Genomic DNA, 25,829 nt, shown 5'->3' with positions numbered 1-25,829 from the left:
GCTCCCGTCGCCACTGAAATCCACCGTGTTGCTGACCCTGGCCTGCCTGTCGGCGACGGCCGCCGTGGCCCAGGCGCAGGACGCCGAGCCGCGCAACCGTGTGGTGATCGTCGAGAACGTGAAGTTCGACTATGCGCAGGTGCTGAACGTCGAACCGGTGTTCCAGACCCTGCGCGCGACCCGTACCGAGGAGCACTGCGAGCCGATCTCGACCCGTACCCTTGCCCCTGTCAACGTGACCGGGGAAGAGCCTGTCGAGGACAAGGGCCGGATCGGCCGCTTCTGGGATTCGGTGCGCTCGATGTTCAAGCGCAGTGACGAGGAGATCCCCGAAGAGGCCGCGACCGAGACGCCGGCCCCGGCGCCAGCCAACAATGGCCCGATGCTGACCCGTGACTGCCGCATCGTGCCGGTCGGGCGTGAATTCCGCCGCCCCATCGCCTACGACGTGGACTACGTCTACAAGGGCACCAAGTACCGCTCGCGCCTGCCGGAAGACCCCGGCAACCGGCTGAAGATCCGGGTCTCGATCACCCCCTGGGTCGGCCCCGAGCAGGGCGCCGCCGGCAATCCCTGATTCTGGGACCCCGGCCCCTTGCGCCGGCCCCGGCCGCATGCAAAGATTGGCGGCCATGAAGCTCACCGACTTCCAGCACGACAGCAGCGCAGCCCGACAGGCGTCGGGCATGACCTCGCGTGCGCGTCGACCGGAACCCCACATCCTCGCTGGGTAACCGGAGCTTTCTGCTGTTCGTCCGAAAAAAAACCCAGCCCGCCGGCTGGGTTTTTTCGTTTCCGCGTTCTGAAAGCTTCAACTGCAACCTTTTCGATCCACCTTTGGTTCCTGTTTTTCCCTTCCACCGCGTCGAACCCGGCGCCGCTACGCAAGGAAAGATGATGTCCCCCAAGCACTTCCTGAACACCCAGGACTGGAGCCGCAGCGAACTTGACGCGCTGCTGACCCAGGCCGCGCTGTTCAAGCGCAACAAGCTCGGCGACCAGCTCAAGGGCAAGTCGATCGCGCTGGTGTTCTTCAACCCGTCCATGCGCACCCGCACCAGCTTCGAACTGGGCGCGTTCCAGCTCGGCGCCCACGCGGTGGTGCTGCAGCCGGGCAAGGATGCGTGGCCGATCGAGTTCAACCTCGGTACGGTGATGGACGGCGACACCGAAGAGCACATCGCTGAAGTGGCGAAGGTGCTGGGCCGCTACTGCGACATCATCGCGGTGCGTGCGTTCCCGAAGTTCCAGGATTGGGCCTACGACCGCCAGGACATCGTCCTCAACAGCTTCGCCAGGTATTCGCCGGTGCCGGTCATCAACATGGAGACCATCACCCACCCGTGCCAGGAGCTGGCGCACGTGATGGCCCTGCAGGAGCACTTCGGCACCCAGGACCTGCGTGGCAAGAAGTACGTGCTGACCTGGACCTACCACCCCAAGCCGCTGAACACCGCCGTGGCCAACTCGGCGCTGACCATCGCCACCCGCATGGGCATGGACGTGACCCTGCTGTGCCCGACCGCCGACTACATCCTCGACGACCGCTACATGGGCTGGGCCGAGCAGAACGTGGCCGAGAGCGGCGGTTCGCTGAAGATCAGCCATGACATCGACAGCGCCTACGCTGGCGCCGATGTGGTCTACGCCAAAAGCTGGGGCGCGCTGCCGTTCTTCGGCAACTGGGAGCCGGAAAAGCCGATCCGCGACCAGTTCAAGCACTTCATCGTGGACGAGCGGAAGATGGCGCTGACCAACAACGGTGTGTTCAGCCACTGCCTGCCGCTGCGCCGCAACGTGAAGGCCACCGACGGCGTGATGGATTCGCCGCAGTGCATTGCCATCAACGAAGCCGAGAACCGACTGCACGTGCAGAAGGCGATCATGGCCGCCGTTGCCGGGCGCTGATTTTTTCCGATTCAATCATTTCCGCCGGGCACGGCCCGGCGCTACCAGGACATACCCTCCCCATGAGCAACAAAGACGTCGTTCTCGCCTTCTCCGGCGGCCTGGATACCAGCTTCTGCGTGCCGTACCTGCAGGAGCGTGGCTACAACGTGCATACCGTGTTCGCCGACACCGGCGGCGTGGATGATGAAGAGCGCGATTTCATCGAGAAGCGCGCTGCCGAACTGGGCGTGGCCAGCCATGTCACCGTCAATGGCGGCCCGGCCATCTGGGAAGGCTTCGTGAAGCCGTTCGTGTGGGCCGGCGAAGGCTACCAGGGCCAGTACCCGCTGCTGGTGTCCGACCGCTACCTGATCGTCGATGCCGCGCTGAAGCGTGCCGCCGAGCTGGGCACCAACATCATCGCCCACGGCTGCACCGGCATGGGCAACGACCAGGTCCGTTTCGACCTGGCCGTGAAGGCGCTGGGTGACTACCAGATCATCGCGCCGATCCGCGAGATCCAGAAGGAACACACCCAGACCCGCGCCTACGAGCAGAAGTACCTGGAAGAGCGCGGCTTCGGCGTGCGTGCCAAGCAGCAGGCCTACACCATCAACGAGAACCTGCTGGGCCTGACCATGTCCGGTGGCGAGATCGACCGTTGGGAAGCCCCGGGCGAGGGTGCGCGTGGCTGGTGCTCGCCGCGCAGCGAGTGGCCGGAACAGGCGTTGACCGTCACCCTGAAGTTCGTCGAAGGCGAAGCCGTTGAACTGAACGGCAAGGCGCTGCCGGGCGACCAGATCCTGGCCCAGCTCAACAAGCTGTTCGCCCCGTATGGCGTTGGTCGTGGCGTGTACACCGGCGACACCGTGATCGGCCTGAAGGGCCGCATCGTGTTCGAGGCCCCGGGCCTGGTCTCGCTGCTGGCCGCACACCGCGCGCTGGAAGATGCCGTGCTGACCAAGCAGCAGAACCGTTTCAAGCCGGACGTGGCGCGCAAGTGGGTGGAGCTGGTGTACGAAGGCTTCTACCACGACCCGCTGAAGACCGACATCGAGGCCTTCCTGAAGTCCTCGCAGGCCAAGGTCAACGGTGAAGTGGTGCTGGAAACCCGCGGTGGCCGCGTCGATGCCGTGGCGGTGAAGTCGCCGCACCTGCTCAACACCAAGGGTGCCACCTACGCGCAGTCGGCCGACTGGGGCGTGGAAGAGGCGGAGGGCTTCATCAAGCTGTTCGGCATGAGCTCCACCCTGTATGCGCAAGTCAACCGCTGAGCGGTTGACCACGCATTCCGCCTTAACCCTGCGCCGTTGGCGCGCCCCCTCCAACAAGAAGGGGCTCTCCAACAGACGCATCACGGTAGCGCCGGGCCATGCCCGGCGGAATCCCACAGGATTGTTGATTCATGCTTGAACAGACGCTCGATCACCTGCAGGCCCTGGTGTCCTTCGACACCCGCAACCCGCCGCGTGCGATCACCACCGGCGGCATCTTCGATTACCTGCGCGACAACCTGCCCGGCTTCAATGTCGAGGTGATCGACCATGGCGCGGGCGCGGTCAGCCTGTACGCGGTGCGTGGTACGCCGAAGTACCTGTTCAACGTGCACCTGGACACCGTGCCGGACTCGCCGTACTGGAGTGCCGACCCGCACGTGATGCGGCGCCTGGACGACCGCGTGGTCGGCCTGGGCGTGTGCGACATCAAGGGCGCGGCGGCCGCGCTGGTGGCCGCAGCCAATGCCAGCGATGGTGACGCCGCGTTCCTGTTCTCCAGCGACGAGGAAGCCAACGATCCGCGCTGCATCGCCGCGTTCCTGGCCCGTGGCATTCCGTACGAAGCGGTGCTTGTGGCCGAGCCGACCATGAGCGAAGCGGTGCTGGCGCATCGCGGCATCAGCTCGGTGCTGATGCAGTTCGCCGGCCGCGCCGGGCATGCCTCGGGCAAGCAGGATGCCGCTGCCAGCGCGCTGCACCAGGCGATGCGCTGGGGCAACCGTGCGCTGGACCATGTGGAATCGTTGGCGTCGGCGCGCTTTGGCGGACTGACCGGCCTGCGCTTCAACATCGGCCGCGTTGAAGGCGGCATCAAGGCCAACATGATCGCGCCTGCCGCCGAAGTGCGCTTCGGTTTCCGGCCGCTGCCGTCGATGAACATCGACGCGTTGCTGGCCACCTTCGCCGGTTTCGCCGAACCGGAAGCGGCGGTATTCACCGAAACCTTCCGTGGCCCCAGCCTGCCGGCCGGCGACATCGCCGAAGCCGAGAACCGCCGCCTGCTGGCGCGCGACGTGGCCGATGCGCTGGACCTGCCGATCGGCAACGCGGTGGACTTCTGGACCGAAGCCTCGCTGTTCTCGGCCGCTGGCTACACCACGCTGGTGTTCGGCCCGGGTGACATCGCCCAGGCCCACACCGCCGACGAGTTCGTGACGCTGGACCAGCTGCAGCGCTACACCGACGCCGTGCACCGCATCATCGCCGCCGGCGCCTGATTCTTCCCTTTCCGACGAAACCGAAATGTCTCCTGCCCTCCAGCCCCACCGCCAGACCCGCCAGACCATCGTGCGCCTGCTTTCCAGCATGGCCAGCGCGAAGGAGATCAGCCAGTACCTCAAGCGCTTTTCGCAGCTGGATGCCAAGCGCTTCGCCGTGGTCAAGGTCGGCGGCGCAGTGCTGCGCGATGACCTCGACGCACTGACCTCCTCGCTGTCGTTCCTGCAGGAAGTCGGGCTGACCCCGATCGTGCTGCACGGCGCCGGCCCGCAGCTGGATGCCGAGCTGTCGGCGGCCGGCATCGAGAAGCAGACCGTGGCCGGCCTGCGCGTGACCTCGCCGGAAGCGCTGGCGATCGTGCGCCGGGTGTTCCAGCAGTCCAACCTGCGGCTGGTCGAGGCGCTGCAGCAGAACGGCGCGCGCGCCACCTCGATCACCGGTGGCGTGTTCGAGGCCGAGTACCTGGACGTGGATACCTACGGCCTGGTCGGCGAAGTGAAGAAGGTCAACCTGGCGCCGATCGAGGCCAGCCTGCGTGCAGGCTCGATCCCGGTCATCACCAGCCTGGGTGAAACCGCCGGTGGCCAGATCCTCAACGTCAACGCCGACTTCGCCGCCAACGAGCTGGTGCAGGAACTGCAGCCGTACAAGATCATCTTCCTGACCGGTACCGGCGGCCTGCTGGACGAGGCGGGCAACGTGATCGATTCGATCAACCTGTCCACCGAGTACGACCACCTGATCGCGCAGCCGTGGATCCACGGCGGCATGAAAGTGAAGATCGAACAGATCAAGGACCTGCTCGACCGGCTGCCGCTGGAATCGTCGGTGTCGATCACCCGCCCGGCCGACCTGGCCAAGGAACTGTTCACCCACAAGGGCTCGGGCACGCTGGTGCGCAAGGGCGAGAAGGTGCTGCGCGCCACCGCCTGGAACGAACTGGACCTGCCGCGCCTGAAGGGCCTGATCGAATCCAGCTTCGGCCGCACCCTGGTGCCGGACTACTTCGAGAAGACCAGACTGCTGCGCGCCTATGTCAGCGAGAACTACCGCACCGCGGTGATCCTCACCGACGAGGCCGAAGGCGTGTACCTGGACAAGTTCGCCGTGCTGGACGACGCGCAGGGTGAAGGCTTGGGCCGTGCAGTCTGGAACGTGATGCTGGAGGAAACCCCGCAGCTGTTCTGGCGCTCGCGCCATGGCAACCCGATCAATCACTTCTATTACGCCGAGTCCGATGGCTGCTACAAGCAGGATCAGTGGAAGGTGTTCTGGTTCGGTGCCGATGGCATCGATCGCATCCGCACCTATGTCGACCACTGCGCCAAGCGCACACCAAGCCTGCAGGGCTGAGCGATGAGCAACCCCGACGCCTGGAATTCGGTACCCACCCTGCGCGGCCAGCACGTGATGCTGCAGCCGCTGCAGATGGAACATGTGCCGGGCCTGCGCGCTGCGCTGGACGGCAGCGGGCTGGACCAGCTCTGGTACACGCAGGTGCCGCCGCCGGAGCGGGCCGAGGCCTATGTGCAGGCCGCGCTGCAGGCGCAGGCCGAAGGCAAGGTGCTTCCGTTCGTGATCCGCGATGCCGCCGGTGAGATCATCGGCAGCACGCGCTTCTACGACATGGACGCGAGCGTGCCGAAACTCAGCCTCGGCTACACCTGGTACACGCCGCGCGTGCAGCGCACCGGTGCCAATACCGAAGCCAAGCTGTTGTTGCTGCAGCACGCCTTTGAAACGATGGGCTGCATCAGCGTGGTACTGGAAACCAGTTGGTTCAACGCCACTTCACGCACCGCCATTGCCCGCCTCGGCGCCAAGCAGGATGGCGTGCTGCGCAACCACAAGCGGCACGCCGACGGCACGCCGCGCGACACCGTCATCTTCTCCATCATCGACGCGGAATGGCAGGGCGTGAAGCGCCACCTGCAGTACCGCCTGGACAGTCACGCATGAACGATTCGACCTTCACCCTTGGCATCGTCGGTGCCCGCGGCCATACCGGCGCCGAGCTGATCAAGCTGGTGGCCGCCCATCCGCGGCTGAAACTGACTTTCGTCTCTTCGCGCGAGCGCGCCGGGCAGCGCCTGTCCGACCATCACCCGGAATTCCAGGGCGAGCTGCAGTACGAAAACCTGGACGCCGATGCAGTGGCGGCCAAGGGCGTGGACGCGGTGATCCTGGCCCTGCCGAACGGCCTGGCCGCACCGTTCGTGGCCGCGCTTGAAGCCGCGAAACCGGACACCGTCATCGTCGACCTCTCGGCCGACTACCGCTTCGACAACAGCTGGTATTACGGCCTGCCGGAACTGACCCGCGGCCGCTACAACGGCCAGAAGCACATCAGCAACCCGGGCTGCTATGCCACCGCGATGCAGCTGGCGGTGCATCCGCTGCTGGACCTGCTGGCCGGTCCGCCGCAGTGCTTCGGTGTCTCCGGCTACTCCGGTGCCGGTACCACGCCGTCGGACAAGAACAACGTTGAACTGCTGGCCGACAACCTGATGCCCTACGCGCTGACCAACCACGTGCACGAGCGCGAAGTGTCGGTGCAGCTGGGTGTGGCCGTCGAATTCATGCCGCACGTCGCGCCGCACTTCCGTGGCATCACGCTGACCGCCAACCTGTGGTTGAACCGGGTGCAGACCCGCGAGCAGATCGTCGAGCGCTTCCTGCAGGCCTATGCCGGTGAACCGCTGATCGAGGTGGTGGATGAAGCGCCGTGGGTCAGCCGCATTGCCGGTCGCCACGGCGCCCAGGTCGGAGGCTTCACCCTGGCCCCGGGCGGCAAGCGCGTGGTGGTGGTGGCGACGCTGGACAACCTGCTGAAGGGCGCGGCCACCCAGGCCATGCAGAACCTCAACCTTGCGCTGGGCATCGACGAACTGACGTCGATCCCGCACTGAACACGTATTCCGGAGCCCCCATGGCAGACCTTCTTTGGCAGAAGCCCGGCGTCGCCGTCGACGCACAGATCCAGACCTTCCTCGCCGGCGACGACGTGATCCTCGACCGCGAGTTCTTCCTGCACGACATCGCCGCCAGCGCCGCGCATGCGCAGGGCCTGCAGCACATCGGCATCCTCAGTGCCGATGAGCTGGCTGGCCTGCTGCGCGAACTGGAGGTGCTGGCGCAGGACTTCCGCGAAGGCCGCTTCGTGCTGGATACCCAGTACGAAGATGGCCACTCGGCGATCGAAGCGCGCCTGACCGAACGCCTCGGCGATGCCGGCCGCAAGATCCACACCGGCCGCAGTCGCAACGACCAGATCCTGGTCGCCACCCGCCTGTGGCTGAAAGAGAAGCTGCAGCGCGTGGCCCGGCTCAGCGCCGAAGTGGCCAAGGTCGCGCTGGACCGTGCGCAGGCCGAAAAGGACCTGCCGATTCCCGGCTACACCCACATCCAGCGCGCCGTGGTGTCCTCGGCCGGCATGTGGTGGGCGGGCTGGGCCGAGGCCTTCATCGACAATGCCATCCGCGCCCGTGACACCCATGCACTGGTCGATGCCAACCCGCTCGGCACTGCCGCCGGCTACGGCGTGAACCTGCCGCTGGACCGCGAACACACCACCGCCGCGCTCGGCTTCGCGCGCATGCAGATCTCGCCGATCTACGCGCAGCTGTCGCGCGGCAAGTTCGAGCTGGCTGCACTGGAAGCACTGGGTGGTGCCACGCTGGACCTGCGCCGCATCGCCTGGGATCTGTCGCTGTTCACCAGCGCCGAGTTCGGTTTCGTCGCCTTGCCGGCGCAGTACACCACCGGCAGCTCGATCATGCCCAACAAGCGCAACCCGGATGTGATCGAGCTGATGCGTGCCACCCACGCCAGCGTGGCCGCCGCGCGTACCGAGATCGAGCAGTTGCTGTCGCTGCCGTCGGGCTACCACCGCGACCTGCAGTCGTCCAAAGGCGCCATTTTCCACGGCTTCGGCCGTGGCCTGGCTGCGCTGGAACTGCTGCCGGCGCTGCTGGCCAACCTGGAATGGCGTGACGACAAGCTGCGCGCGGCGATTGATTCAGGCATGTATGCCACCGACGTCGCCGTGGAAGCGGCCGTGGCCGGCGTGCCTTTCCGCGAGGCCTACAAGGCCGCTGCGGCCGGTGCCGACAGGGCAGGGCAGGGGCGCACGCCGGAAGGCAGCCTGGCCGCACGCGTGTCGCCGGGTTCGGCCGCTGATCTGCGCCTGGACGAACTGCGCGCACGCTGGCAGGCGCTGTCCTGATGGCGGGCACTGTCTACCTGGTGCTGGCCATGCGCCGCACCGACTTCAACGTCGCGGCGGTGCAGCCGCATCGCGATTTTCTCGATGCGTTGCAGGCGCAGGGCAAGCTGCAGCTGACCGGCGGCTTCGCCGATGGCAGCGGTGGCGCCTACGTGCTGTGCAACGTGGACAGCCTGGCGCAGGCACAGGCCATCGTCGCCACCGATCCGCTGGTGACGATGCAGGCCTCCGACCTGACCGTGCACGAATGGAACACCCGCTGAGGCCCTGACCGATGACCCTGCACGCTGCCAACGCCGCTTCGCCGTTCCCGCAACAGGCGCTGCCGCCGTGGCGGCGTGCGGTGCTGAAAGTCGGCAGCAGCCTGCTGGCGGCCGACGGTGGTGGCCTGTCGCCGCGGCATGCGCTGGGCCTGGCACAGTTCGTCTCGGCCAACGTGCTGGCCGGGCGCGAGGTGGTGATTGTGTCATCCGGTGCAGTGGCGGCCGGACGCGCGATCCTGCCGCGCGCCGATGAGCCAGGCGCAGCGATGGCGGCGCGGCAGGCCTTGGCGGCGCTTGGCCAGGCCCAGTTGATCGGCCTCTGGCAGCGCTTCTTCGAGCGCCCGGTGGCGCAGGTGCTGCTGACCCATGACGACCTGCGCAACCGCCGCCGTTACCTCAACGCCCGCGCCACCCTCAACGAACTGCTGCGGCTGGGCGCGTTGCCGGTGGTCAACGAGAACGACACCGTGTCGGTGGACGAACTCAAGCTTGGCGACAACGATAATCTGGCGGCGACGGTGGCGGCGCTGGTCGATGCCGATGCGCTGTTCATTGCCACCGACATCGACGGCCTGTACAGCGCCGACCCGCGCTCGCATGCCGACGCACGGCCGCTGCACGACGTTGCGGAACTGAATGATGACGTGCTGGCGATGGCGGGGGGCGCGGGATCACGTGCCGGTACCGGTGGCATGCGCACCAAGCTGGAAGCGGCGGCCAAGGCGGGTCGCCTCGGCATCGAGACCTACCTGTTCAATGGACGCAGTGGGGAGGTGGTGCGCGCGCTGGCACAGGATCGCCTGTTCGGCACCCGCATCCACGCCGCGCGCAGCCGCGAGGCCGCACGCAAGCACTGGCTGCGGCACGCACCGCTGGCCGAAGGCGCGATCCTGATCGATGCCGGTGCTGCACAGGCGATGCGCGAGAAGGGCGCTTCGCTGTTGCCTGGCGGCATCACCGGTGCGGAAGGGACGTTCCGCCGTGGCGACATGGTGCAGGTGTGCTGGGACGCATCGCAGGGGCGCGTATGCATCGCCCGCGGGGTCAGCCAGTACGCGGCCGACGACGTGCGCCGCATCGCTGGCCGCCATTCGCGCGACATCCAGGCCGTGCTCGGCTACAACTACGGTGGCAGCGTCGTCCATCGTGACGACCTGGTGCTGCCATGACCGCATTGAAGGATATTCCGATGAGTGACATCGAAGCGCAGGCGCGGGCCTGCCGTGACGCGGCCCAGGTGGTCGCCGGTCTCGACAGTGACGCCCGGCGCGCGCTGCTGCTGGCGATGGCACAGGCACTGGAAGTGAATGCCGGGCTGATCCTGGCCGGTAACGCGCGCGACCTTGCCGCTGCACGCGGGAAAGGCGTGGGCAGCGCCATGCTCGATCGCCTGGCACTGGATCCGCCGCGCCTGTTCGCGATGGCCGAGGCCGTGCGCGAAGTGGCCGGATTGCCAGATCCGGTCGGCCAGGTGACCCGCGACGACGTGCGCCCGAACGGGATCCGCGTGCAGAAGGTGCGCGTGCCGCTGGGCGTGATCGCGATGATCTACGAGGCGCGCCCGAACGTGACCGCCGAAGCGGCCGCGCTGTGCCTGAAGGCTGGCAATGGCGTGATCCTGCGCGGTGGCTCCGAAGCGATCCATTCCAACACCGCCATCGCACAGGCGCTGGCGGGGGCGCTCAAGGCCAACGGCGTGCCACCGGCAGCAGTGACGGTGCTGACCGACCTGCGCCGCGAAGCGATGCTGGAACTGCTGCAGCTGCACGAGCTGATCGACCTGGCGATTCCGCGCGGTGGCGAAGGCCTGATCCGTTTCGTCGCCGAACATGCGCGGGTGCCGGTGATCAAGCACTACAAGGGCGTCTGCCACCTGTTCGTCGATGCCAGCGCCGATCTGGACAAGGCCCTCGATCTGCTGGTGGATGGCAAGTGCAGTCGTCCTGCGGCGTGCAATTCGCTGGAGACCCTGCTGGTGCACCGTGATGTGGCCGAAACCTTCCTGCCGCGCGTGGCGCAGGTACTCGGCGAGCGCGGCGTGGAGCTGCGCGCCGATACGAACGCACAGCCGCTGCTGCCGGGCAGCGCGGAAGCCACCGAAGAGGACTACGCCGCCGAGTTCCTCGACCTGGTACTTGCGGTGCGCGTGGTCGACGATCTCGATGCGGCCATCACGCACATTCGCGCCTACACCTCTGACCATACCGAAGTGATCGCCACCGAAGATACCGGCAATGCCGAACGCTTCGTCAACGCGCTGCGCTCGGCGGTGGTGATGGTGAATGCCTCATCGCGCTTTTCCGATGGCGGCCAGCTTGGCCTGGGCAGCGAAATCGGCATCTCCACCACGCGCCTGCATGCCTACGGCCCGATGGGATTGGAGGCGCTCACCGTCGAGCGTTTCGTGGTGCGTGGCGAAGGGCAGACGCGCAAGTAGATCCACGCCATGCGTGGATGCTCTGCGCGGGAGGCCGCGGTGCCGACCAAGGTTGGCACCCACCAACCCCTGGTGCCGGCCAAGGTCGGCATCCACCAAGGCAAATGCCGACCAAGGTCGGCGACTACCGGGGCGTCACACCACCTCGCGGCGGATGCCCACCGGCCGCGCATGCTCATCCATGTGCAGCGTAGCGGACTTGCAGCCCAGCAACCGCTCGGCCAAGCCGGTGCTGGCGCCGAGATCGGCGGCTACTTCATTGAGGCTGGCCAGTGGCCGTGGCAGGCGCCGTTCGTGGCCACGGAAACGCGCACGGTTGTATTCGGCCCAACCGATCAGCAGCACGCTTGCGCACAGCAGCATCAGCGGCAGCGCGACCAGCACATAGGGGTCGAACTGGTTCTTGCGTTCGTACAGCTGCTGCCAGGCCATCTGCCCGCCGATCAGCCACGAGAGCAGGGTCACCAACGGTGCCCACAGGTAGAAGTAGAACCCCCAGAACGCCAGGGTGACGAAGCCCCAGGCGGTGCGCTGGAAGCGCGGTTGATGATGTGGCTTGCGGATCATCCGCGAGTCGAAGCGGTTGGACGGGTGTTGTGCGTTCATCGGATTCCCCGGTCAGGGCTGGTCCAGGTAGCGCGCTTGCTGCGACGGCGCAGCAGAGTCTTGGGAAGCGCCACCAGGGTGGTGGAAAGGCTGATCAGCCAGTACGCCATCGGGTACCAGATGACCCAGAAGTAGTTGCGTCCAATCTGTGTTTCGTAACGACGGTCGATGATCAGGCTGCTGGCGAACTGCAGCAGGCAGACCAGGGCCAGGATCACGCCATGCCATTGCGGCAGCAGGCTGGCGATATACAGCTGCGGCGGCATGTCGATGAGCTTGCCCAGCACCCACAACACCACGATGAACAGCATGGTGTAGGCCCAGATCACGCTCAGCACATACTCCAGCAGCACGCCCCACATGCGCCGCTCCTTCCAGTTCAGCAGTGAACGCGCATGCCGCAGCATCACTTCCACGCCGCCCTGCGCCCAGCGCAGCCGTTGCCGCCACAGGCCCTTCAGCGTTTCCGGCATCAGGATGAAGCACAGCGCGTTGGGTTCGTAGCGGATGTCCCAATGCGCACGCTGCAGGCGCCAGCTGATGTCGATGTCCTCGGTCACCATGTCATCCGACCACCAGCCGACCTCGTGCAGGGCGGTACGGCGGAAGCCGGCGATGACCCCGGAGATCGTGAAGATGCGCCCGTAGACACGTTGCGCGCGCTTGATCATGCCGATGATCGAAGAGAACTCGGCCACCTGCAGGCGCCCGAGCAGGGTGGAACGGTTGCGGATGCGTGGGTTACCGGTGACCGCGCCGACCCGGTTGCCACTGACCAGGTGCCAGACCATCCAGTGCAGGGCGTGTTCCTCCAGCATGGCATCGCCATCGATGCACACCAGGTACTCCGAGCGTGCCGCCAGCGCCCCCATGCGCAGCGCATTGGCCTTGCCGAGGTTGCGGTCCAGGTGCAGCACGCGCAGCCGTGGATGCTTCGCCGCCAGCACGTCGAGCCGGGCGCCGGTGTCGTCACTGCTGCCATCATCGATGGCGATCACCTCGTAGTCGGCCGGATAGCGCTGTGCCAGCGCGGCCCCCAGGGTGTCGTCCAGGTTCTCCGATTCGTTGTGGCAGGGAATCAGCAGGCTTGCGAACGGTGGATCGACCATCAACGGAGGATCATTGCGCGGGCGCGAATGGCGTTCGCGCCGGAAGTAGTAGTACAGACCGCCCGACATCCAGAAGAACGCCATCACCATCGGGTAGTAGAAGGCGAACTGGAACAGGACCTGCAGCAGCGGATGCATGTCCATGTCACTTCTCCGGGTACGGGAAGTTGCCGGCGGACATCGCCGCGCGGGCATCATGGGTGGAAGGCTGGCCGGCGATGAAGTCATCCGGGTACCAGGCGAAATGGTGGACGCCCTGCGCCTGCAGCTGGCGGATCTGCGCGCGCAGGCGTTCGGCGGGAATCGGCTGGCCGCTGCGCCAATCCACGGTCTGCAGTTCGAACAGGGTGTGCTGCAGCTGGGGATCGTGCGCGCGCACCGCGGCCAGCAGCTGGTCCAGCCAGCGTTCCGGGTGCCTGCTGCCTTCCATCCATGGCATCGCCATCAGCGCGGTCTGGTCGTAAGCCTTGTTGAACAGGTCCAGGCGCTGTGCAAACCAGGCCTCGCTCTGCGGGCGCAACACCGGCTCGGCATACAGGTTGCGCACTGTCGCCAGCTTCGGTCGCCAACGCTGCGCACTGTCGCGCAGGGCCAGGGTGAAGTCGATCAGCGCCCGGGTGCGTGCGCTGCCATCGTCACCGGCCGCCAGCGCCGGCAGTTCCGTGTCGCGCAGGTAACCATCATCATGGAAGAGCAGGCCTTCGAAGTACGAGTTGACGGCCAGATCCTCGTAGATGTCGAGCATGATCTGGCGTGCCTTCGGGTTGGTGAAGTCCAGCCGGTACATGCCGTCGGCATCGCCGTTGTGGATCGCCAGTGCCTTCCGCTGCACCGGATCGGGCAGCTCGAACCCGAGCACCGGCAGCCAGGCGTAGACCTTCACCCCCGCGCGCGACTTCAGCTGCCAGGCGACCCGGCTGAACAGATCCGCGCGCATCGGCATGTGCCGGTTGGGGAAGTACAGCGCGTCGGCGGTGTTGTTGCCGTCGGGGTCGGCGAAAGCCTGCAGGTAGACGTGGGTGGGCGAGATGCGCTTGACCCGCTCGATCAGCGCATCGAGGTTGCGCGCCTGCTGTGCCGGGTCCGGGTCGTATACATCATCCAGGTCGACCTGCAACGCGCGGATGCCGTCGAGCGCAACGTCGCGGCGCAGCTCGTAGGCCAGGCCCTCCACGGTCGGGTTGTCGCTGACCAGGAAGCGCGCCAGCCCGTGCAGGTCGCTGGCCACCGGCGTGCTGCGGCCTTCCAGATCGAAGGATACCGGCATGCCCAGCTGCTCGGCGATGTCGTTGCTCAGCTGGTTGTAGGCGGCATAGGGCCAGACGATGGCGCGCGGGCGTATGCCCAGGTGCTGCTGGATGCGCTGCACGCTACGGCCGAGGTCGGCGCGCAGGCGCTGCTCGTACTGCGCCTCGCTCTCGTAGCTGTGCGTGGCTGGACGGTAGATGCGGGTGACCACCGCTGGCGTCGAATTGCCCTGCGGATTGGCAAGCACACCGTGATGCAGGTCGTCGGTATGGCTGGCCACTTCGATCAGGCCGCTGTCGTGCATCTGCTTCAGCTGCGCCCAGGTAACGAAGTCGTCGTGGCCGAACGGCCGGTAGCCATAGTCGATGGTGCGCCCCGGTGCCATGTCCACGTAATCGGTGATCACCGCCACCAGCGCCGGGTAGCGGTAGGCCTGCAGCAGCGGGAACGCCTTGTCGTAGACGCTGCGCAGGCCGTCATCGAAGGTCAGCAGCACGGGCTTTGGCGGCAGCGTGGCGCGCCCCTGTGAGGCGTCGATCACCTGCGACAGCGACACCGGGTGATAGCCGTGCGCACCCAGCCAGTCCAGGTGCGCGGCGAAGTTCTGCGTGCTCACCGCGTAGGTATCGGCGTCGCCCTTGGCCGCGACCTGGTCGCGAATGTCGTGGTAGCTGAGGATCAGCAGGCCGTTGTCAATGGCATCGAGATGCAGGGCCTGCTGCGCGAACGCCGGCGGCGCGGCGGACAGCAGCAGGAGCACGATCAGTCGCAGGATGCGGGCCATGTCACTCTCCCCAGCGCAGTGCGGCTTCGAAGCCGATATGACGCTCGCGGTGGCCGTCGTAGACCGGCCGCGACCAGCGCACGCCGTACTCGAACACGCGGCCCTGGCCCAGCTGCCATTCGTGCATGTAGGACACCGAAGGGACCAGCGCGCTGCCGAAGCCGTCCTGCCAGTAGTCACCCAGCGAGACCGTCAGCCGGTGCCGGAAGTGGCGCTCGTAGTGCCGCCACAACTGCTGGTCGATGCGCATTCCGATCTCGACCATGCGGTCGCGCTTCGGGTTGAAGTAGGGCGCGTCGTCTCGGCTGCCGCGGCTGGTGTAGGCACTGGCGAGGCCATCGATCAGCCAGCGCGGGCGGGTCAGCAGGCGCTGTTCAACGCTGGTGCTGAACAGTTCGCGGTGGTTGCCGTCGTCGTAGCGGAAGCGGCTGGCGCCGAACATCCAGTGAGTCAGCTCGCTGCGCCGGTAGTCGACCTGCGCGCTCACGCTGTCAGCGGTGATGCCGGCCACGCGCGCCTGCATCGAGGCTTCCGGATCATTGCGTGCGGCCACCAGCCCGGCATGCCAGTAATCGTTGAACTGCCAGCCGACTCCGAGACGCAGGCCGGTATCGCCGACGTGGTCGTTGGCACGCAGCGCGGCGGCTTCGGCATCCAGTCGGCCGAAGCGGTAGCGCACGCCTGCACCCAGCCACAGCGGGTCGATGCGCTGGTCCTGGAAATCGACCGAGCGCCTGTCGGCGAAGGCGAACAACCGCCAGCGGTCATCGAGCACCGGCGTCTGCACTTCCATGCCGTAGTGACGGTCGTTGTTGCCCAGCGGCGATGTGCCGCCACCGCCGGAGCTGCGGCCAATGTCGGTCCATGCCTTCAGCTGCCAACCGCGATGTACGCGCCAGGCCTGGTCCATGCGCTCGACGGCGGGTTGGGTCGGGTAGCGTGCCACCAGATCGTCGTGCAGCGGCCGCGCCAGATCATCGCGTTGCAGCGCTACGTACGCCTCTTCCATGCCGAGCCGTGGCTCGATGTCGCGTGGGTCCAGCGCATGTGCCATCTGCTGGCGCTGCAGGGCCATGCGTGGCCATCCGCGCATCATGTACACGCTGCCCAGTGCGCTTTGCAGGCCGCCGTTGCCCGGTGCGATGTCGACCATCGATTCCAGGTCGTGCTGTGCGGTGCGCAGGTCGCCGCTGTAGGCGCGCACCATTGCCAGGTTCAGGTCGGCCTCGTAGCGCGACCAGTTCGCGTACGGCGACTTGCCGTTGCTCCAGCGCCACGCGGGTTCCTTGTCGCGCCATGCCTGCAGCAGGTCGATGGCCTTTTCCTGCTGTTCGCTTTCCAGATAGGCGTACGCCAGCTCCGAGTGCGAGGCATCGCGCGAGGGATCGCCAGCGACGGCTGCCTGCAGCACCGGAATCGCTTCCTCCGGGTGCAGGGTGCCCATCAACGAATCGCCTACTGCGGGCAGCACGTAGTCGGGCAGAGTGTGGCCTTCGGCCTGCAGGGCCCGTGCTTCCTCGCGCACCTGCGCATGGCGGCCCAGGCGGTTGAGCAGGATCAGCCGGTCCATGCGGATCCGCAGCGGGGCCTGAGCGGGCGGCGTGCCTTCGCTGCCGAGGTAGCGCTGCATGCGTGCCAGGGTCGATTCAGCCTCTTCCAGGCGGCTGTCCTCGCTGCTGCTGTAGGCCAGGCTCCACACCACCAGCTTGGCCAGGTAGTCGCCTTCCAGGCGTTGCTTCTGGGCAGCGTCGAACAGCTGTGGACGCTGCTGGTACAGCTCCCATGCGCGCCATGCATTGCCGATGTCGCCCAGGGTCAGCACGCGCAGCTTGAACAGCAGATCGTCGTTGGGCTGTTGCCGGCTGGCACGCTCGATGGCGCCCAGCGCATCCAGCCATCGGGCCTGGTCGCGGTAGCGGCCGATCTCGGCCAGGGCCGCCTCGCGATCGGGCGGGGCAGCGCCGCTGGCCCAGGCCAGGGCAGTGCAGGCGAGGCCGACGCAAAGCGCCAGCCGGCGGTGGACAACCATTGGGGACCCCCTTGGCTTCCTGACCAGACAACCGTGAAAAATGTGACGCACATCACATGCCAGCTTTTGGGGTGGCCGTGCCCTGCGTCACTCCCTTCGTGCACTCCCGCCCAGCAAGGACGGGTACAACCCGGACAGCGACCTGCAATGTCTTGTCTGAAGCGAGAATCCCCCGCACACCGAGTGGTGGCCTGGGCGGCCAGGCCGCCCCCATGCCCAATGCCGGCACGCGGCAAGGATGGGCATTCGTGGGCACTATCCGCCCGGAATTGTCAGTCCGGCGTCAATTTTCCTGGAATGGCTGACGAGCGGCAGGCGGGGCCGGCGTGCGGCCCCTCGATGGCTTACCAGAGGTCTTCCAGCTTGCGTGGCTTGCAGGCCACCCAGGAGGCGCACAGCATCAGGGTGGCGCAGCCGAACAGGAAGCTGAACGGGAGCGTCCAGCCGTTGCTGACCGTATGCAGCCAGCCGACCAGGAACGGCCCCAGGCAGCTGAAGCTGTAGCCCACGCCCTGCATGAAGCCGGACAGCGCCGCCGAGCCGGTGGGGGTGCGCGTGCGCAGGTTGATCAGGGTCAGCGCCAGCGGGAAGGTGGACGGACCGACGCCGAGCAGGCAGGCCCACAGCAGCGGGGCCTTCATCGGTGCCAGCAGCAGGCCGGTGAAGGCGATCACGAACGAGAAGAAGCCGATCAGCACCAGCGGGAACGGGTTCTGCATGCGAACCGCCATCGACGGGATGACCAGTGAAGGCAGCAGCCCCAATGCCGAGAACACCGCCACCATCACGCCACCGAAGGCCGGCGTGCCACCGGCCTCGACCACGATGCGTGGCAGCCAGGTGAACATCGAATAGGTCATCAGCGAGGTCATGCCGAACATCAGCGTCATGCTCCAGCCCAGCGACGTGCGCCAGACTTTCCCATGCGGCTGCGCGGTCGGGTCGGTGGCGTCGGCCTGCGGCTTCGGTGCGCGCCTGGCCAGCACCAGCCACGGCAGTGCCGCGGCCAGCGCGAGCAGCGCCCACATGCCCAGCGACACGCGCCAGCCAGCGGCGTTTGCCATTGGCACCGCCAGCAGCGCCGGCAGCATCGTGCCCAGCTGCAGCACGCTGATGTAGAGCGTGCTCATGGTGCCGACCTTGTTGGCGAAGTAGCGCTTCACCAGCGGCGGTACCACCACGTTGCCGATGCCCATGCCGGCCAGCGCCAGCACCGACCCCAGCAGCAGCGTGCCGACATTGCCGGCGCTGGAGCGCAGCAGCAGGCCGGCCATCGCCATCACCATCGCCAGCAGGGTGGTGCGCTCCAGGCCGAGGCGCCGTGCCAGTGCCGGCGTGGCCACGCCGAACAACGCGAACGAGGCGGTCGGCAACATGCCCAGCACACCGGTCATGGTGGTGCCGAAGCCGAACTGCTGGCCCAGTACGTCGAGCAGCGGGGTGATCGAAGTGACGGCGGTGCGCAGGTTGATCGCCGCCAGCAGGATGGCGGCGAAAGCGAGGACACGACCGTGCAGCAGCGACGGCGAATCGGAAGTGGAGGAACTCATCGGTGGTCCTTGCAGGTGTCGCATGCCGCGGCAATGGCATGCAGCGCCGGCATCGGTCTACGCCGAAGCGGCAGGTGGGGGAGGGGCTGCAGGCGGGCCGGCAGCGCGGCCATTGTACGTGCGCCGCCCGGCAAGGTCCCGTCATGCGGGTGGGCTGGCGCTTGATACAAAAAAACCCGGAGGACAGTGGTGTCTTCCAGGCTTCTTGGTGACCACCGAAGTGGTCGGGGAGACAGGATTCGAACCTGCGACCTCTACGTCCCGAACGTAGCGCTCTACCAGACTGAGCTACACCCCGAAGGGAGCCGCCTATTCTAGCGATTCACCCCGATGGCGGCAAGGGGTAAATGCTGTTTTCTTCACACTGCCGAAGCAGTGCCACTTCAGGGAACAAAAAAGCCTGGACGACTTCACCAGGCTTCAATGCGACCACTTGAGTGGTCGGGGAGACAGGATTCGAACCTGCGACCTCTACGTCCCGAACGTAGCGCTCTACCAGACTGAGCTACACCCCGAAGGAGCCGCCTAAGATACCGTGTGAAGGCCAAGGCGGCAAGGTTTTTTTACAGCTCAGCGACGATTTTCCTTCTCGATGCGGTTCTGCTCGCGGGCTTCGAACCACATGCCGTTGAGGATGGCCACCGTCGAGGCGAGGCCGGCACCGAGAATCCAGGCGAAATACCACATGATCAGTCTCCTTCATTCCGGGTAGGTGCCGACCGTTGGCCGGCACACGTGCAAGCAATCAATACGCGTTCGGGTTGTTGCCCATCTCTTCGGTGGTGGTCTTGCCCTTCAGCACGCGGTACACCCAGGTGGTGTAACCGATGATGATCGGCAGGAACACCGCCGTGGCCAGCAGCATGATCCACAGGGTCAGGTGGCTGGACGAGGCATCCCACACGGTCAGGCTGGAGGTGGGCTGGCTCGAGGACGGCAGCAGGAACGGGAAGATGGCGAAGCCGACGGTCAGGATGATGCCGGCGATGGCCGCACCGGAGGCGATGAAGGCCAGGCCACCACGACGGGCTCGCAGCAGCACCGCACTGGCCAGCAGGCCGGCCAGGCCAAGCAGCGGGGCCAGGATCGTGGCCGGCATCGCGCTGTAGTTGCGCATCCAGCCACCGGCAGCGCCGAGTTCGGCGGTCTTCAGCAGCGGATTGGTGGCGCCATCGGTAACCACCTGCGAGGTGATCTGGTAACCCGGCAGGCCGAAGGCCACCCAGGCGCCGCCCACGGCGAACAGCACGAAGGCGATGATCGCGGCGATGCTGCCGAAGCGGGCCGCACGATCGGCCACCGGGCCGTCGGTCTTCAGCACCAGCATGGCGGCACCATGGGCGACCAGCATCGACACGCTGAGCAGGCCGGCCAGCAGCGCGAAGGGCATCAGCAGGCCGAAGAACGAGCCGGTGTAGAAGATGCGCATGCTGTCATCGAAGTGGAACGGCACGCCCAGCACCACGTTGCCCACCGCCACGCCCATGATCAGTGCCGGGATGAAGCCACCGATGAACAGCGCCCAGTCCCAGGTGTTGCGCCAGCGCTCGCTGGGCATCTTGCTGCGGAACTTGAAGCCGACCGGACGCAGGATCAGCGCGAACAGGATCACGAACATCGCCAGGTAGAACCCGGAGAAGCTGACCGCATACAGCGGCGGCCAGGCGGCGAAGATCGCACCGCCACCGAGTACCAGCCACACCTGGTTGCCTTCCCACACCGGGCCGATGGTGTTGATCACCAGCCGGCGCTCGGCATCGTTGCGGGCCACGAAGGGCAGCAGCGTGCCTACGCCCAGGTCGAAACCATCCATCACGGCGAAACCGATCAGCAGGATGCCGAGCAGCAGCCACCAGATCACGCGCAGCGTGGTGTAGTCCAGAAGAATGAAATCCATCTTGGTTCTCCTGCCTCAGGCCTGGCCGGCGGCCGGCGCCGAGGCATTGTGGGAAGCATGCGGCTGGGGCGACTGCAGCGACGGCAGCACCTCGTCCGGACCCTTGCGGATCGCCTTGAGCATCAGCTTGATCTCGACCACGATCAGCGCGGTGTAGATCGCGGTGAAGCCGGCCAGGGTCAGCACGATTTCATGCAGGGCCAGGCCCGATGCCGCATAGAAGGTCGGCAGCACGCCATCCACCGCCCACGGCTGGCGACCGTACTCGGCCACGAACCAGCCGCACTCGATCGCGATCCAGGGCGCCGGCAGCGTCCACAGGGCCAGGCGCAGGAACCAGCGCTTGTCCTGGAAGTTGTTGCGGCAGGAGTAGTAGAAGGCCAGCGCGAAGAAGGCGATCAGGTAGAAGCCGAGGCCGGCCATCACGCGGAAGGTCCAGAACAGCGGCATCACGCGCGGCACGGTGTCCATGGCCGCCTGCGAGATTTCCTGCGGGGTGGCGTTGAGGATGTCGTCGCGGTAGCGCTTGAGCAGCAGGCCGTGGCCCAGATCCTGCCAGTGGCGGTCGAACATCTCGCGTGCTTCAACGTCGTTCTTGTTGGCGCGCAGGCGTTCCAATGCACCGTAGGCCAGCTGGCCGCCGCGCACGCGGTGTTCGGCACGCTCGACCAGTTCCAGGATGCCCGGAATCGGCTGGTTCAACGATCGGGTGGCGATCAGGCCCATCAGGTACGGGATCTTCACCGCGTAGTCGTTCTGGTGGGTTTCCTGGTTCGGGATGCCGAAGGCGGTGAAGTCGGCCGGCGCACGCTCGGTCTCCCACATCGCTTCGATCGCGGCCAGCTTCATCTTCTGGTGTTCGCTGGCGGCGTAACCGCTCTCGTCACCCAGCACCACCACCGACAGCGAGGACAACAGGCCGAACGCAGCCGCCACCGCGAACGAACGACGGGCCAGGTCCTTGTGCTTGTTGCGCAGCAGGAACAGGGCACTGATCGCCATCACGAACACCGCACCGGTCACGTAGCCGGCGCTGACGGTATGCACGAACTTGGCCTGCGCCACCGGGTTGAACACCACGGCCATGAAGTCGACGACTTCCATGCGCATGGTTTCCGGGTTGAACACCGCACCGGTCGGGTTCTGCATCCAGCCGTTGGCGATCAGGATCCAGATCGCCGACAGGTTGGTGCCCAGTGCCATCAGCCAGGTCACCATCAGGTGCTTGACCTTGCTCAGGCGGTTCCAGCCGAAGAAGAACAGGCCGACGAAGGTGGCTTCCAGGAAGAATGCCATCAGGCCTTCGATCGCCAGCGGCGCACCGAAGATGTCACCCACGTAGTGGCTGTAGTAGGACCAGTTCATGCCGAACTGGAATTCCATGACGATGCCGGTGGCAACGCCCATGGCGAAGTTGATGCCGAACAGGACGCCCCAGAACAGGGTCATCCTGCGCCAGATCTCCTTGCCGGTCATCACGTACACGCTCTCCATGATGGCCACCATGAAGGACAGGCCGAGGGTGAGCGGTACGAATAGGAAGTGGTACATCGCGGTCAGCGCGAATTGCAGCCGCGACAGTTCTACGACTGTCTGATCAATCATGGCCTGGCTACCTCGTTGGATAGTGCCGTTGCAGGTGGCGGGAAGGGTGGTCTACGACGTGAATGATGTGACCGACTACTTCAAACAGCCTTGATCCAGATCAATGTATGAACAGGTATGCGAAGGGATCGTATGCGAACCTGATGAAGACTGCGACCGCCGGCCGCAGGGGCGGGCTGTTGCCTGCGCCTACAATGCCGTGTCTCCCCCGATGCCCGTGAAGACCCCTTGAGCGCTGCCGAAACGACCCCTGACGGCCTTTCCCCGGAAGCTGAAACCGCCCGCCAGCGGCGCGTACGCACGGCCTGGCTGGCTGACCTGGCGCGCGCCGCTCGAGGCCGCCAGCGCCTGGCGGCGCTGTGCATCAGCCTGTCCGGAGCGCTGTTGATCGGCCAGGCTGCCGCCATTGCCTGGCTGGTGCAGCAGGTGCTGGTGGAGCGCGCGCCATTGGCATCGGGCCTGCCGGTGCTGGGTGGGCTGGCGCTGGTCCTGGTGCTGCGCACGCTGCTCGGCAGCGCCACCCAGGCTGCTGCCGGTGATGTGGCCGATGCCGCGCGGCTGGCCCTGCGCGAGCGCGTGTTCGCGCGACTGCTCGGGCATGGCCCGCTGTGGCTGCGGCAACGCCGCACCGGTGAGCTGGGCGAACTGATGCTGCATCACGGCGATGCGATCGAGAACTATTACAGTGGCTTCCTGCCGGTGCGCACCGAAGTGGTGATGGTGCCACTGCTGATCCTGGCCGCGGTGGCCTGGGTTGATTGGGTGGTAGCGCTGATCCTGCTGTTCACCGCGCCACTGGTGCCGTTCTTCATGATGCTGGTGGGCTGGGGCGCCGAAGCCGCCGGTCGTGCCCAGCTGGGCGAACTGGCGCGGATGAGCGGCCACTTCGCTGATCGCATCAAGGGCCTGGGCCTGCTGCGCCTGTATGGCCGTGGCGAGGCCGAGCTGGAGGGTATCGAGGCCGCCGCCGAAGGGGTGCGCGTGCGCACCCTGAAGGTGCTGCGCATCGCCTTCCTGTCGTCCACGGTGCTGGAATTCTTCGCCTCGGTGAGCGTGGCGATGGTCGCGTTGTACCTGGGCCTGAGCTACCTGGGCATGATGTCGCTGCACTCGATGGTGCCGACGCTGGGCGCGGGCCTGTTCTGCCTGCTGCTGGCGCCGGAGTTCTACGCGCCGCTGCGGCGCCTGGCGGCGCACTACCACGATCGTGCCAACGCACTGGCCGCTGCTGCCGAGGTGGAACGGCTGCTGCAGTCTCTGCCCGAGGAGCAGGGCCTGATCGAGAACGAGATCGCACCGCTGGCGGTGGAGCCGGCCGAAGCTGCATTGCCGCCGCTGCAGGCACAGGGCCTGGTTCTTCGCCCGTTGGGCGCGCCGCACGATGTGCTGCACGATCTGGACGTGCTGCTGGAGCCGGGCCAGCGCCTGGCCCTGGTCGGTCCCAGCGGGTCCGGCAAAAGCACCTTGCTGGAAGCGCTGGCCGGTTGGCTGCCACCGCGCGCCGGCAAACTGCAGCTGCGTCCTGGCGTGCAGGTGGCCTATGCCAGCCAGCGCCCATACCTGTTCCACGGCAGCATTGCCGATAACCTGCGCCTGGCCGATCCGGGTGCCAGCGATGCGCGCCTGCGTGCGGTGGCCGAGGCCGCGCAGGTGCTTCAGTTCGCACAGCGCCTGCCGCAGGGTCTGGAGACCGTGATCGGTGAGCGTGGCTTCGGCCTGTCCGGCGGCGAAGCCCGTCGTATCGGCCTGGCCCGGTTGTTGCTGCGCGACCCGCAGGTGCTGTTGCTGGACGAACCCACCGCGTTTCTCGATGCCGATACCGAAGCGGCCCTGCTGCGCAGCCTGGCGGCCTATGCACGAGGCCGCAGCGTGGTGGTCGCCACCCACAGCCCGGCGGTGATCGCCTGGGCCGACCGTTGCCTGCTGTTGCCGGAAGGTCGCCTGGTGGAACCGGCGCAGGCGGTGCGCGCATGAGCCGCTCGCCTGATTCGCTGCGTGCGGTGTTCCTGCGTCATCGGCCGCGGCTGCTGCTGACGATCCTGCTGTTGTGGACCACCATGCTGGCCGGCACTGCATTGCTGGGCCTGTCCGGTGGCTTCCTCACCGCCGCCGCATTGGCTGGTGCGGCCGGCCTCGGCCAGGGCTTCAACTTCTTCTCGCCGTCCGCGGGTATCCGCGGGCTGACGATGGCACGCATCGTGTCGCGCTACTTCGAGAAGCTGGTCGGCCACGATGCCACCCTGCGCATCGCCCGCGACCTGCGCGTGTGGTTCTTCCGCCGCGCGTTGCCGCTGGCACCCGCACGGTTGGGGGCTACGCGCACCGGCGAACTTCTGGCGCGCCTGCTCGGTGACATCGGTGAAGTGGATGGCCTGCTGGTGCGTGCGATCGGGCCACTGGTGGCGTTGGGCGCGCTGTCGCTGGTGGCGGTTGCATCGGCGGCGCTGATACTGCCGTCCGCAGCGGTGCTGCTGGCGGTGCTGGCGCTGCTGATCGCCTTCGGCGTGCCGTGGCTGGGTGTGCGCGGCCGCGACGATGAAGAGGCCGACCGTGCCGCGCATCGTGCTGCACTGCGCACCGCCGCCTTTGAAGGGTTGGAGGGTGCGGGCGATCTGGCCGCGCTGCATGCCGATGCGGCCTGGCAGCTGAAGGTGCGCGTGGCGGCCAAGCAGCTGGCCGCGCGTGATCGTCGTCGGCGCTGGCGCCTGATCGCAGCCTCGACCCTGCATGGCGTGGTCGCGGGGCTGGGGCTGGTGGCGATGCTGGCGCTGGCGCTCCTCGCGGCCGAACAGCAGCGCATCGCGCCGGAAATGGCGGCGGGCCTGGTGTTCCTCACCGTGGCACTGATCGAACTGTGGGCGGGCATGGGCCTGGCCTGGCAGTCGCTGCAGGCCGGGCGCATCGCCGCCGATCGCCTGCAGGCCATCGTCGAGCAACCGCCGACGGTGGAGGATCCGCAGGCGCCGCAGGCAGTGCCGCAGGCCGCGCGCGTGCATTGGGATGACGTGCATTTCCAGTGGCCGGGCGCGGCGCGACCGGTGTTGTCCGGCCTGCAGTTGACCCTCGCGCCGGGCGAACGAATCGCCATCCGCGGCGACAGCGGCAGTGGCAAGACCACCCTGTCCAGCCTGCTGCTGCGGCTATGGGATCCTCAGCAGGGACGACTGACCTACGGCGGCCGCGACCTGCGTGATTTCTGTCAGGCTGATTGGCACCAGCAACTGGCGTGGCTGCCGCAGAACGCGCCGGTGTTTGCCGGCAGCGTGGCCGAGAACCTGCGATTGGGTGATCCCGATGCCAGCGACGCCGCCTTGTGGGCGGTGCTGCGCCGCGTGCGCCTGGGTGAATGGGCCGAGCGGAACGGTGGCCTGCAGACCTGGGTGGGCGAGAACGGCGCGACGATGTCGGCCGGCCAGGCGCGGCGCCTGGCACTGGCGCGCGCGTTGCTGCGCAATGCGCCGATCCTGTTGCTGGACGAACCCACCGAAGGCCTGGACGTGGATACCGCACGTGCGCTGCTGCAGGATCTTTCCGGGTTGCTGGACGGGCGCAGCCTGCTGATGATCACCCACGATGATCTGCCCGAAGGCGTGGTGGATGCGCAGTACCGGTTGCGTGATGGCGCCCTGGTCCGCGAACTTTGACCGATGCACATCCACGCGTGGCGTGGATCCACTGTAGAGCCGAGCCC

At 66.7% G+C, this 25,829-nt stretch carries 21 protein-coding genes and 2 tRNA genes; 13 read left to right on the top strand and 10 right to left on the bottom strand.

Features of this window, described 5'->3' with window-relative positions; translation table 11 throughout:
* Positions 1 to 13 precede the first annotated feature (13 nt).
* The 11 genes from QP552_RS14145 (at position 14) to QP552_RS14095 (ending at position 11,310) form a co-directional block, all read left to right on the top strand.
* A complete protein-coding gene (locus QP552_RS14145) occupies positions 14 to 577 on the top strand; it encodes a hypothetical protein (protein WP_181358215.1) in 564 nt (187 codons plus the stop codon).
* Positions 578 to 897: 320 nt separating this feature from the next.
* Positions 898 to 1,908 carry an N-acetylornithine carbamoyltransferase gene (locus QP552_RS14140; RefSeq protein WP_286073917.1) on the top strand — a complete coding sequence of 337 codons (1,011 nt, stop codon included), beginning with the start codon at positions 898 to 900 and terminating at the stop codon, positions 1,906 to 1,908.
* 62 nt (positions 1,909 to 1,970) lie between these two features.
* Positions 1,971 to 3,164 carry an argininosuccinate synthase gene (locus QP552_RS14135; RefSeq protein ID WP_286073916.1) on the top strand — a complete coding sequence of 398 codons (1,194 nt, stop codon included), beginning with the start codon at positions 1,971 to 1,973 and terminating at the stop codon, positions 3,162 to 3,164.
* Between the two features lie 131 nt (positions 3,165 to 3,295).
* Complete coding sequence (locus tag QP552_RS14130) at positions 3,296 to 4,384, top strand: acetylornithine deacetylase (protein WP_286073915.1); 1,089 nt, start codon at positions 3,296 to 3,298, stop codon at positions 4,382 to 4,384.
* A 25-nt stretch (positions 4,385 to 4,409) separates the two neighbouring features.
* On the top strand, positions 4,410 to 5,738 hold the full coding sequence (locus QP552_RS14125; RefSeq protein ID WP_286073914.1) for an acetylglutamate kinase: 1,329 nt from the start codon (positions 4,410 to 4,412) through the stop codon (positions 5,736 to 5,738).
* Positions 5,739 to 5,741: 3 nt separating this feature from the next.
* Complete coding sequence (locus QP552_RS14120; protein WP_286073913.1) at positions 5,742 to 6,344, top strand: GNAT family protein; 603 nt, start codon at positions 5,742 to 5,744, stop codon at positions 6,342 to 6,344.
* Positions 6,341 to 7,294, top strand: a complete 954-nt coding sequence (argC, locus tag QP552_RS14115) for an N-acetyl-gamma-glutamyl-phosphate reductase (RefSeq protein ID WP_286073912.1) — start codon at positions 6,341 to 6,343, stop codon at positions 7,292 to 7,294. Before QP552_RS14120 ends, argC begins: the two co-directional genes overlap by 4 nt.
* 20 nt (positions 7,295 to 7,314) lie before the next feature.
* Complete coding sequence (argH, locus tag QP552_RS14110; protein ID WP_286073911.1) at positions 7,315 to 8,610, top strand: argininosuccinate lyase; 1,296 nt, start codon at positions 7,315 to 7,317, stop codon at positions 8,608 to 8,610.
* Positions 8,610 to 8,873 (top strand): YciI family protein, encoded by a 264-nt coding sequence (locus QP552_RS14105; RefSeq protein ID WP_286073910.1) that lies wholly within the window; start codon positions 8,610 to 8,612, stop codon positions 8,871 to 8,873. Before argH ends, QP552_RS14105 begins: the two co-directional genes overlap by 1 nt.
* 11 nt (positions 8,874 to 8,884) lie before the next feature.
* Complete coding sequence (proB, locus tag QP552_RS14100; protein WP_286073909.1) at positions 8,885 to 10,042, top strand: glutamate 5-kinase; 1,158 nt, start codon at positions 8,885 to 8,887, stop codon at positions 10,040 to 10,042.
* A complete protein-coding gene (locus QP552_RS14095; protein ID WP_286073908.1) occupies positions 10,039 to 11,310 on the top strand; it encodes a glutamate-5-semialdehyde dehydrogenase in 1,272 nt (423 codons plus the stop codon). Before proB ends, QP552_RS14095 begins: the two co-directional genes overlap by 4 nt.
* Before the next feature lie 135 nt (positions 11,311 to 11,445).
* Here QP552_RS14095 and pgaD read toward each other — a convergent pair whose 3' ends face one another.
* The 10 genes from pgaD to QP552_RS14045 all read right to left on the bottom strand — a co-directional run bounded on the left by pgaD (position 11,446) and on the right by QP552_RS14045 (position 22,138).
* Entirely contained in the window at positions 11,446 to 11,916 is a 471-nt protein-coding gene (pgaD, locus tag QP552_RS14090) for a poly-beta-1,6-N-acetyl-D-glucosamine biosynthesis protein PgaD (protein WP_106550061.1), read from the bottom strand.
* Entirely contained in the window at positions 11,913 to 13,169 is a 1,257-nt protein-coding gene (pgaC, locus tag QP552_RS14085; RefSeq protein WP_111202860.1) for a poly-beta-1,6-N-acetyl-D-glucosamine synthase, read from the bottom strand. Before pgaC ends, pgaD begins: the two co-directional genes overlap by 4 nt.
* Position 13,170: 1 nt before the next feature.
* Positions 13,171 to 15,057, bottom strand: a complete 1,887-nt coding sequence (gene pgaB / locus QP552_RS14080; protein ID WP_111112337.1) for a poly-beta-1,6-N-acetyl-D-glucosamine N-deacetylase PgaB — start codon at positions 15,055 to 15,057, stop codon at positions 13,171 to 13,173.
* Between the two features lies 1 nt (position 15,058).
* Entirely contained in the window at positions 15,059 to 17,086 is a 2,028-nt protein-coding gene (pgaA, locus tag QP552_RS14075; protein WP_286073907.1) for a poly-beta-1,6 N-acetyl-D-glucosamine export porin PgaA, read from the bottom strand.
* A gap of 344 nt (positions 17,087 to 17,430) precedes the next feature.
* Positions 17,431 to 18,636, bottom strand: coding sequence for an MFS transporter (locus QP552_RS14070; RefSeq protein ID WP_286073906.1), 1,206 nt, complete (start codon positions 18,634 to 18,636; stop codon positions 17,431 to 17,433).
* A gap of 221 nt (positions 18,637 to 18,857) precedes the next feature.
* Positions 18,858 to 18,934: transfer RNA gene (locus QP552_RS14065), tRNA-Pro, on the bottom strand.
* A 140-nt stretch (positions 18,935 to 19,074) separates the two neighbouring features.
* Positions 19,075 to 19,151: transfer RNA gene (locus QP552_RS14060), tRNA-Pro, on the bottom strand.
* Positions 19,152 to 19,206: 55 nt separating this feature from the next.
* Positions 19,207 to 19,323, bottom strand: coding sequence for a cytochrome bd-I oxidase subunit CydX (gene cydX / locus QP552_RS14055; RefSeq protein ID WP_005410354.1), 117 nt, complete (start codon positions 19,321 to 19,323; stop codon positions 19,207 to 19,209).
* A 58-nt stretch (positions 19,324 to 19,381) separates the two neighbouring features.
* On the bottom strand, positions 19,382 to 20,533 hold the full coding sequence (cydB, locus tag QP552_RS14050) for a cytochrome d ubiquinol oxidase subunit II (RefSeq protein WP_106550056.1): 1,152 nt from the start codon (positions 20,531 to 20,533) through the stop codon (positions 19,382 to 19,384).
* 15 nt (positions 20,534 to 20,548) lie between these two features.
* The gene (locus QP552_RS14045) at positions 20,549 to 22,138 is read right to left on the bottom strand and encodes a cytochrome ubiquinol oxidase subunit I (RefSeq protein WP_049443555.1); all 1,590 of its coding nucleotides are present in this window, start codon (positions 22,136 to 22,138) and stop codon (positions 20,549 to 20,551) included.
* Positions 22,139 to 22,366: 228 nt separating this feature from the next.
* Between QP552_RS14045 and cydD the strand changes: the two genes are divergently transcribed.
* Together cydD and cydC are read left to right on the top strand one after the other, a co-directional pair.
* Positions 22,367 to 24,112: a thiol reductant ABC exporter subunit CydD gene (gene cydD, locus QP552_RS14040; RefSeq protein ID WP_286073905.1), complete on the top strand. Its 1,746-nt coding sequence runs from the start codon at positions 22,367 to 22,369 to the stop codon at positions 24,110 to 24,112.
* Complete coding sequence (gene cydC, locus QP552_RS14035) at positions 24,109 to 25,782, top strand: thiol reductant ABC exporter subunit CydC (protein WP_286073904.1); 1,674 nt, start codon at positions 24,109 to 24,111, stop codon at positions 25,780 to 25,782. Before cydD ends, cydC begins: the two co-directional genes overlap by 4 nt.
* Positions 25,783 to 25,829: the final 47 nt, after the last annotated feature.

Source organism: Stenotrophomonas sp. 59 (genome assembly GCF_030291095.1).
Lineage (GTDB): Bacteria > Pseudomonadota > Gammaproteobacteria > Xanthomonadales > Xanthomonadaceae > Stenotrophomonas > Stenotrophomonas maltophilia_Q.
This window is presented reverse-complemented; position numbering and strand designations above follow the sequence as displayed.

Excerpts from the sequence above, each read along its gene's own strand:
- QP552_RS14140 (WP_286073917.1), top strand. The coding sequence starts at position 898 with ATGTCCCCCAAGCACTTCCTGAACACCCAGGACTGGAGCCGCAGCGAA.
- QP552_RS14135 (WP_286073916.1), top strand. The coding sequence starts at position 1,971 with ATGAGCAACAAAGACGTCGTTCTCGCCTTCTCCGGCGGCCTGGATACC.
- QP552_RS14130 (WP_286073915.1), top strand. The coding sequence starts at position 3,296 with ATGCTTGAACAGACGCTCGATCACCTGCAGGCCCTGGTGTCCTTCGAC.
- QP552_RS14125 (WP_286073914.1), top strand. The coding sequence starts at position 4,410 with ATGTCTCCTGCCCTCCAGCCCCACCGCCAGACCCGCCAGACCATCGTG.
- QP552_RS14120 (WP_286073913.1), top strand. The coding sequence starts at position 5,742 with ATGAGCAACCCCGACGCCTGGAATTCGGTACCCACCCTGCGCGGCCAG.
- argC (WP_286073912.1), top strand. The coding sequence starts at position 6,341 with ATGAACGATTCGACCTTCACCCTTGGCATCGTCGGTGCCCGCGGCCAT.
- argH (WP_286073911.1), top strand. The coding sequence starts at position 7,315 with ATGGCAGACCTTCTTTGGCAGAAGCCCGGCGTCGCCGTCGACGCACAG.
- QP552_RS14105 (WP_286073910.1), top strand. The coding sequence starts at position 8,610 with ATGGCGGGCACTGTCTACCTGGTGCTGGCCATGCGCCGCACCGACTTC.
- proB (WP_286073909.1), top strand. The coding sequence starts at position 8,885 with ATGACCCTGCACGCTGCCAACGCCGCTTCGCCGTTCCCGCAACAGGCG.
- QP552_RS14095 (WP_286073908.1), top strand. The coding sequence starts at position 10,039 with ATGACCGCATTGAAGGATATTCCGATGAGTGACATCGAAGCGCAGGCG.
- pgaD (WP_106550061.1), bottom strand. The coding sequence starts at position 11,916 with ATGAACGCACAACACCCGTCCAACCGCTTCGACTCGCGGATGATCCGC.
- pgaC (WP_111202860.1), bottom strand. The coding sequence starts at position 13,169 with ATGGACATGCATCCGCTGCTGCAGGTCCTGTTCCAGTTCGCCTTCTAC.
- pgaB (WP_111112337.1), bottom strand. The coding sequence starts at position 15,057 with ATGGCCCGCATCCTGCGACTGATCGTGCTCCTGCTGCTGTCCGCCGCG.
- pgaA (WP_286073907.1), bottom strand. The coding sequence starts at position 17,086 with ATGGTTGTCCACCGCCGGCTGGCGCTTTGCGTCGGCCTCGCCTGCACT.
- QP552_RS14070 (WP_286073906.1), bottom strand. The coding sequence starts at position 18,636 with ATGAGTTCCTCCACTTCCGATTCGCCGTCGCTGCTGCACGGTCGTGTC.
- cydX (WP_005410354.1), bottom strand. The coding sequence starts at position 19,323 with ATGTGGTATTTCGCCTGGATTCTCGGTGCCGGCCTCGCCTCGACGGTG.
- cydB (WP_106550056.1), bottom strand. The coding sequence starts at position 20,533 with ATGGATTTCATTCTTCTGGACTACACCACGCTGCGCGTGATCTGGTGG.
- QP552_RS14045 (WP_049443555.1), bottom strand. The coding sequence starts at position 22,138 with ATGATTGATCAGACAGTCGTAGAACTGTCGCGGCTGCAATTCGCGCTG.
- cydC (WP_286073904.1), top strand. The coding sequence starts at position 24,109 with ATGAGCCGCTCGCCTGATTCGCTGCGTGCGGTGTTCCTGCGTCATCGG.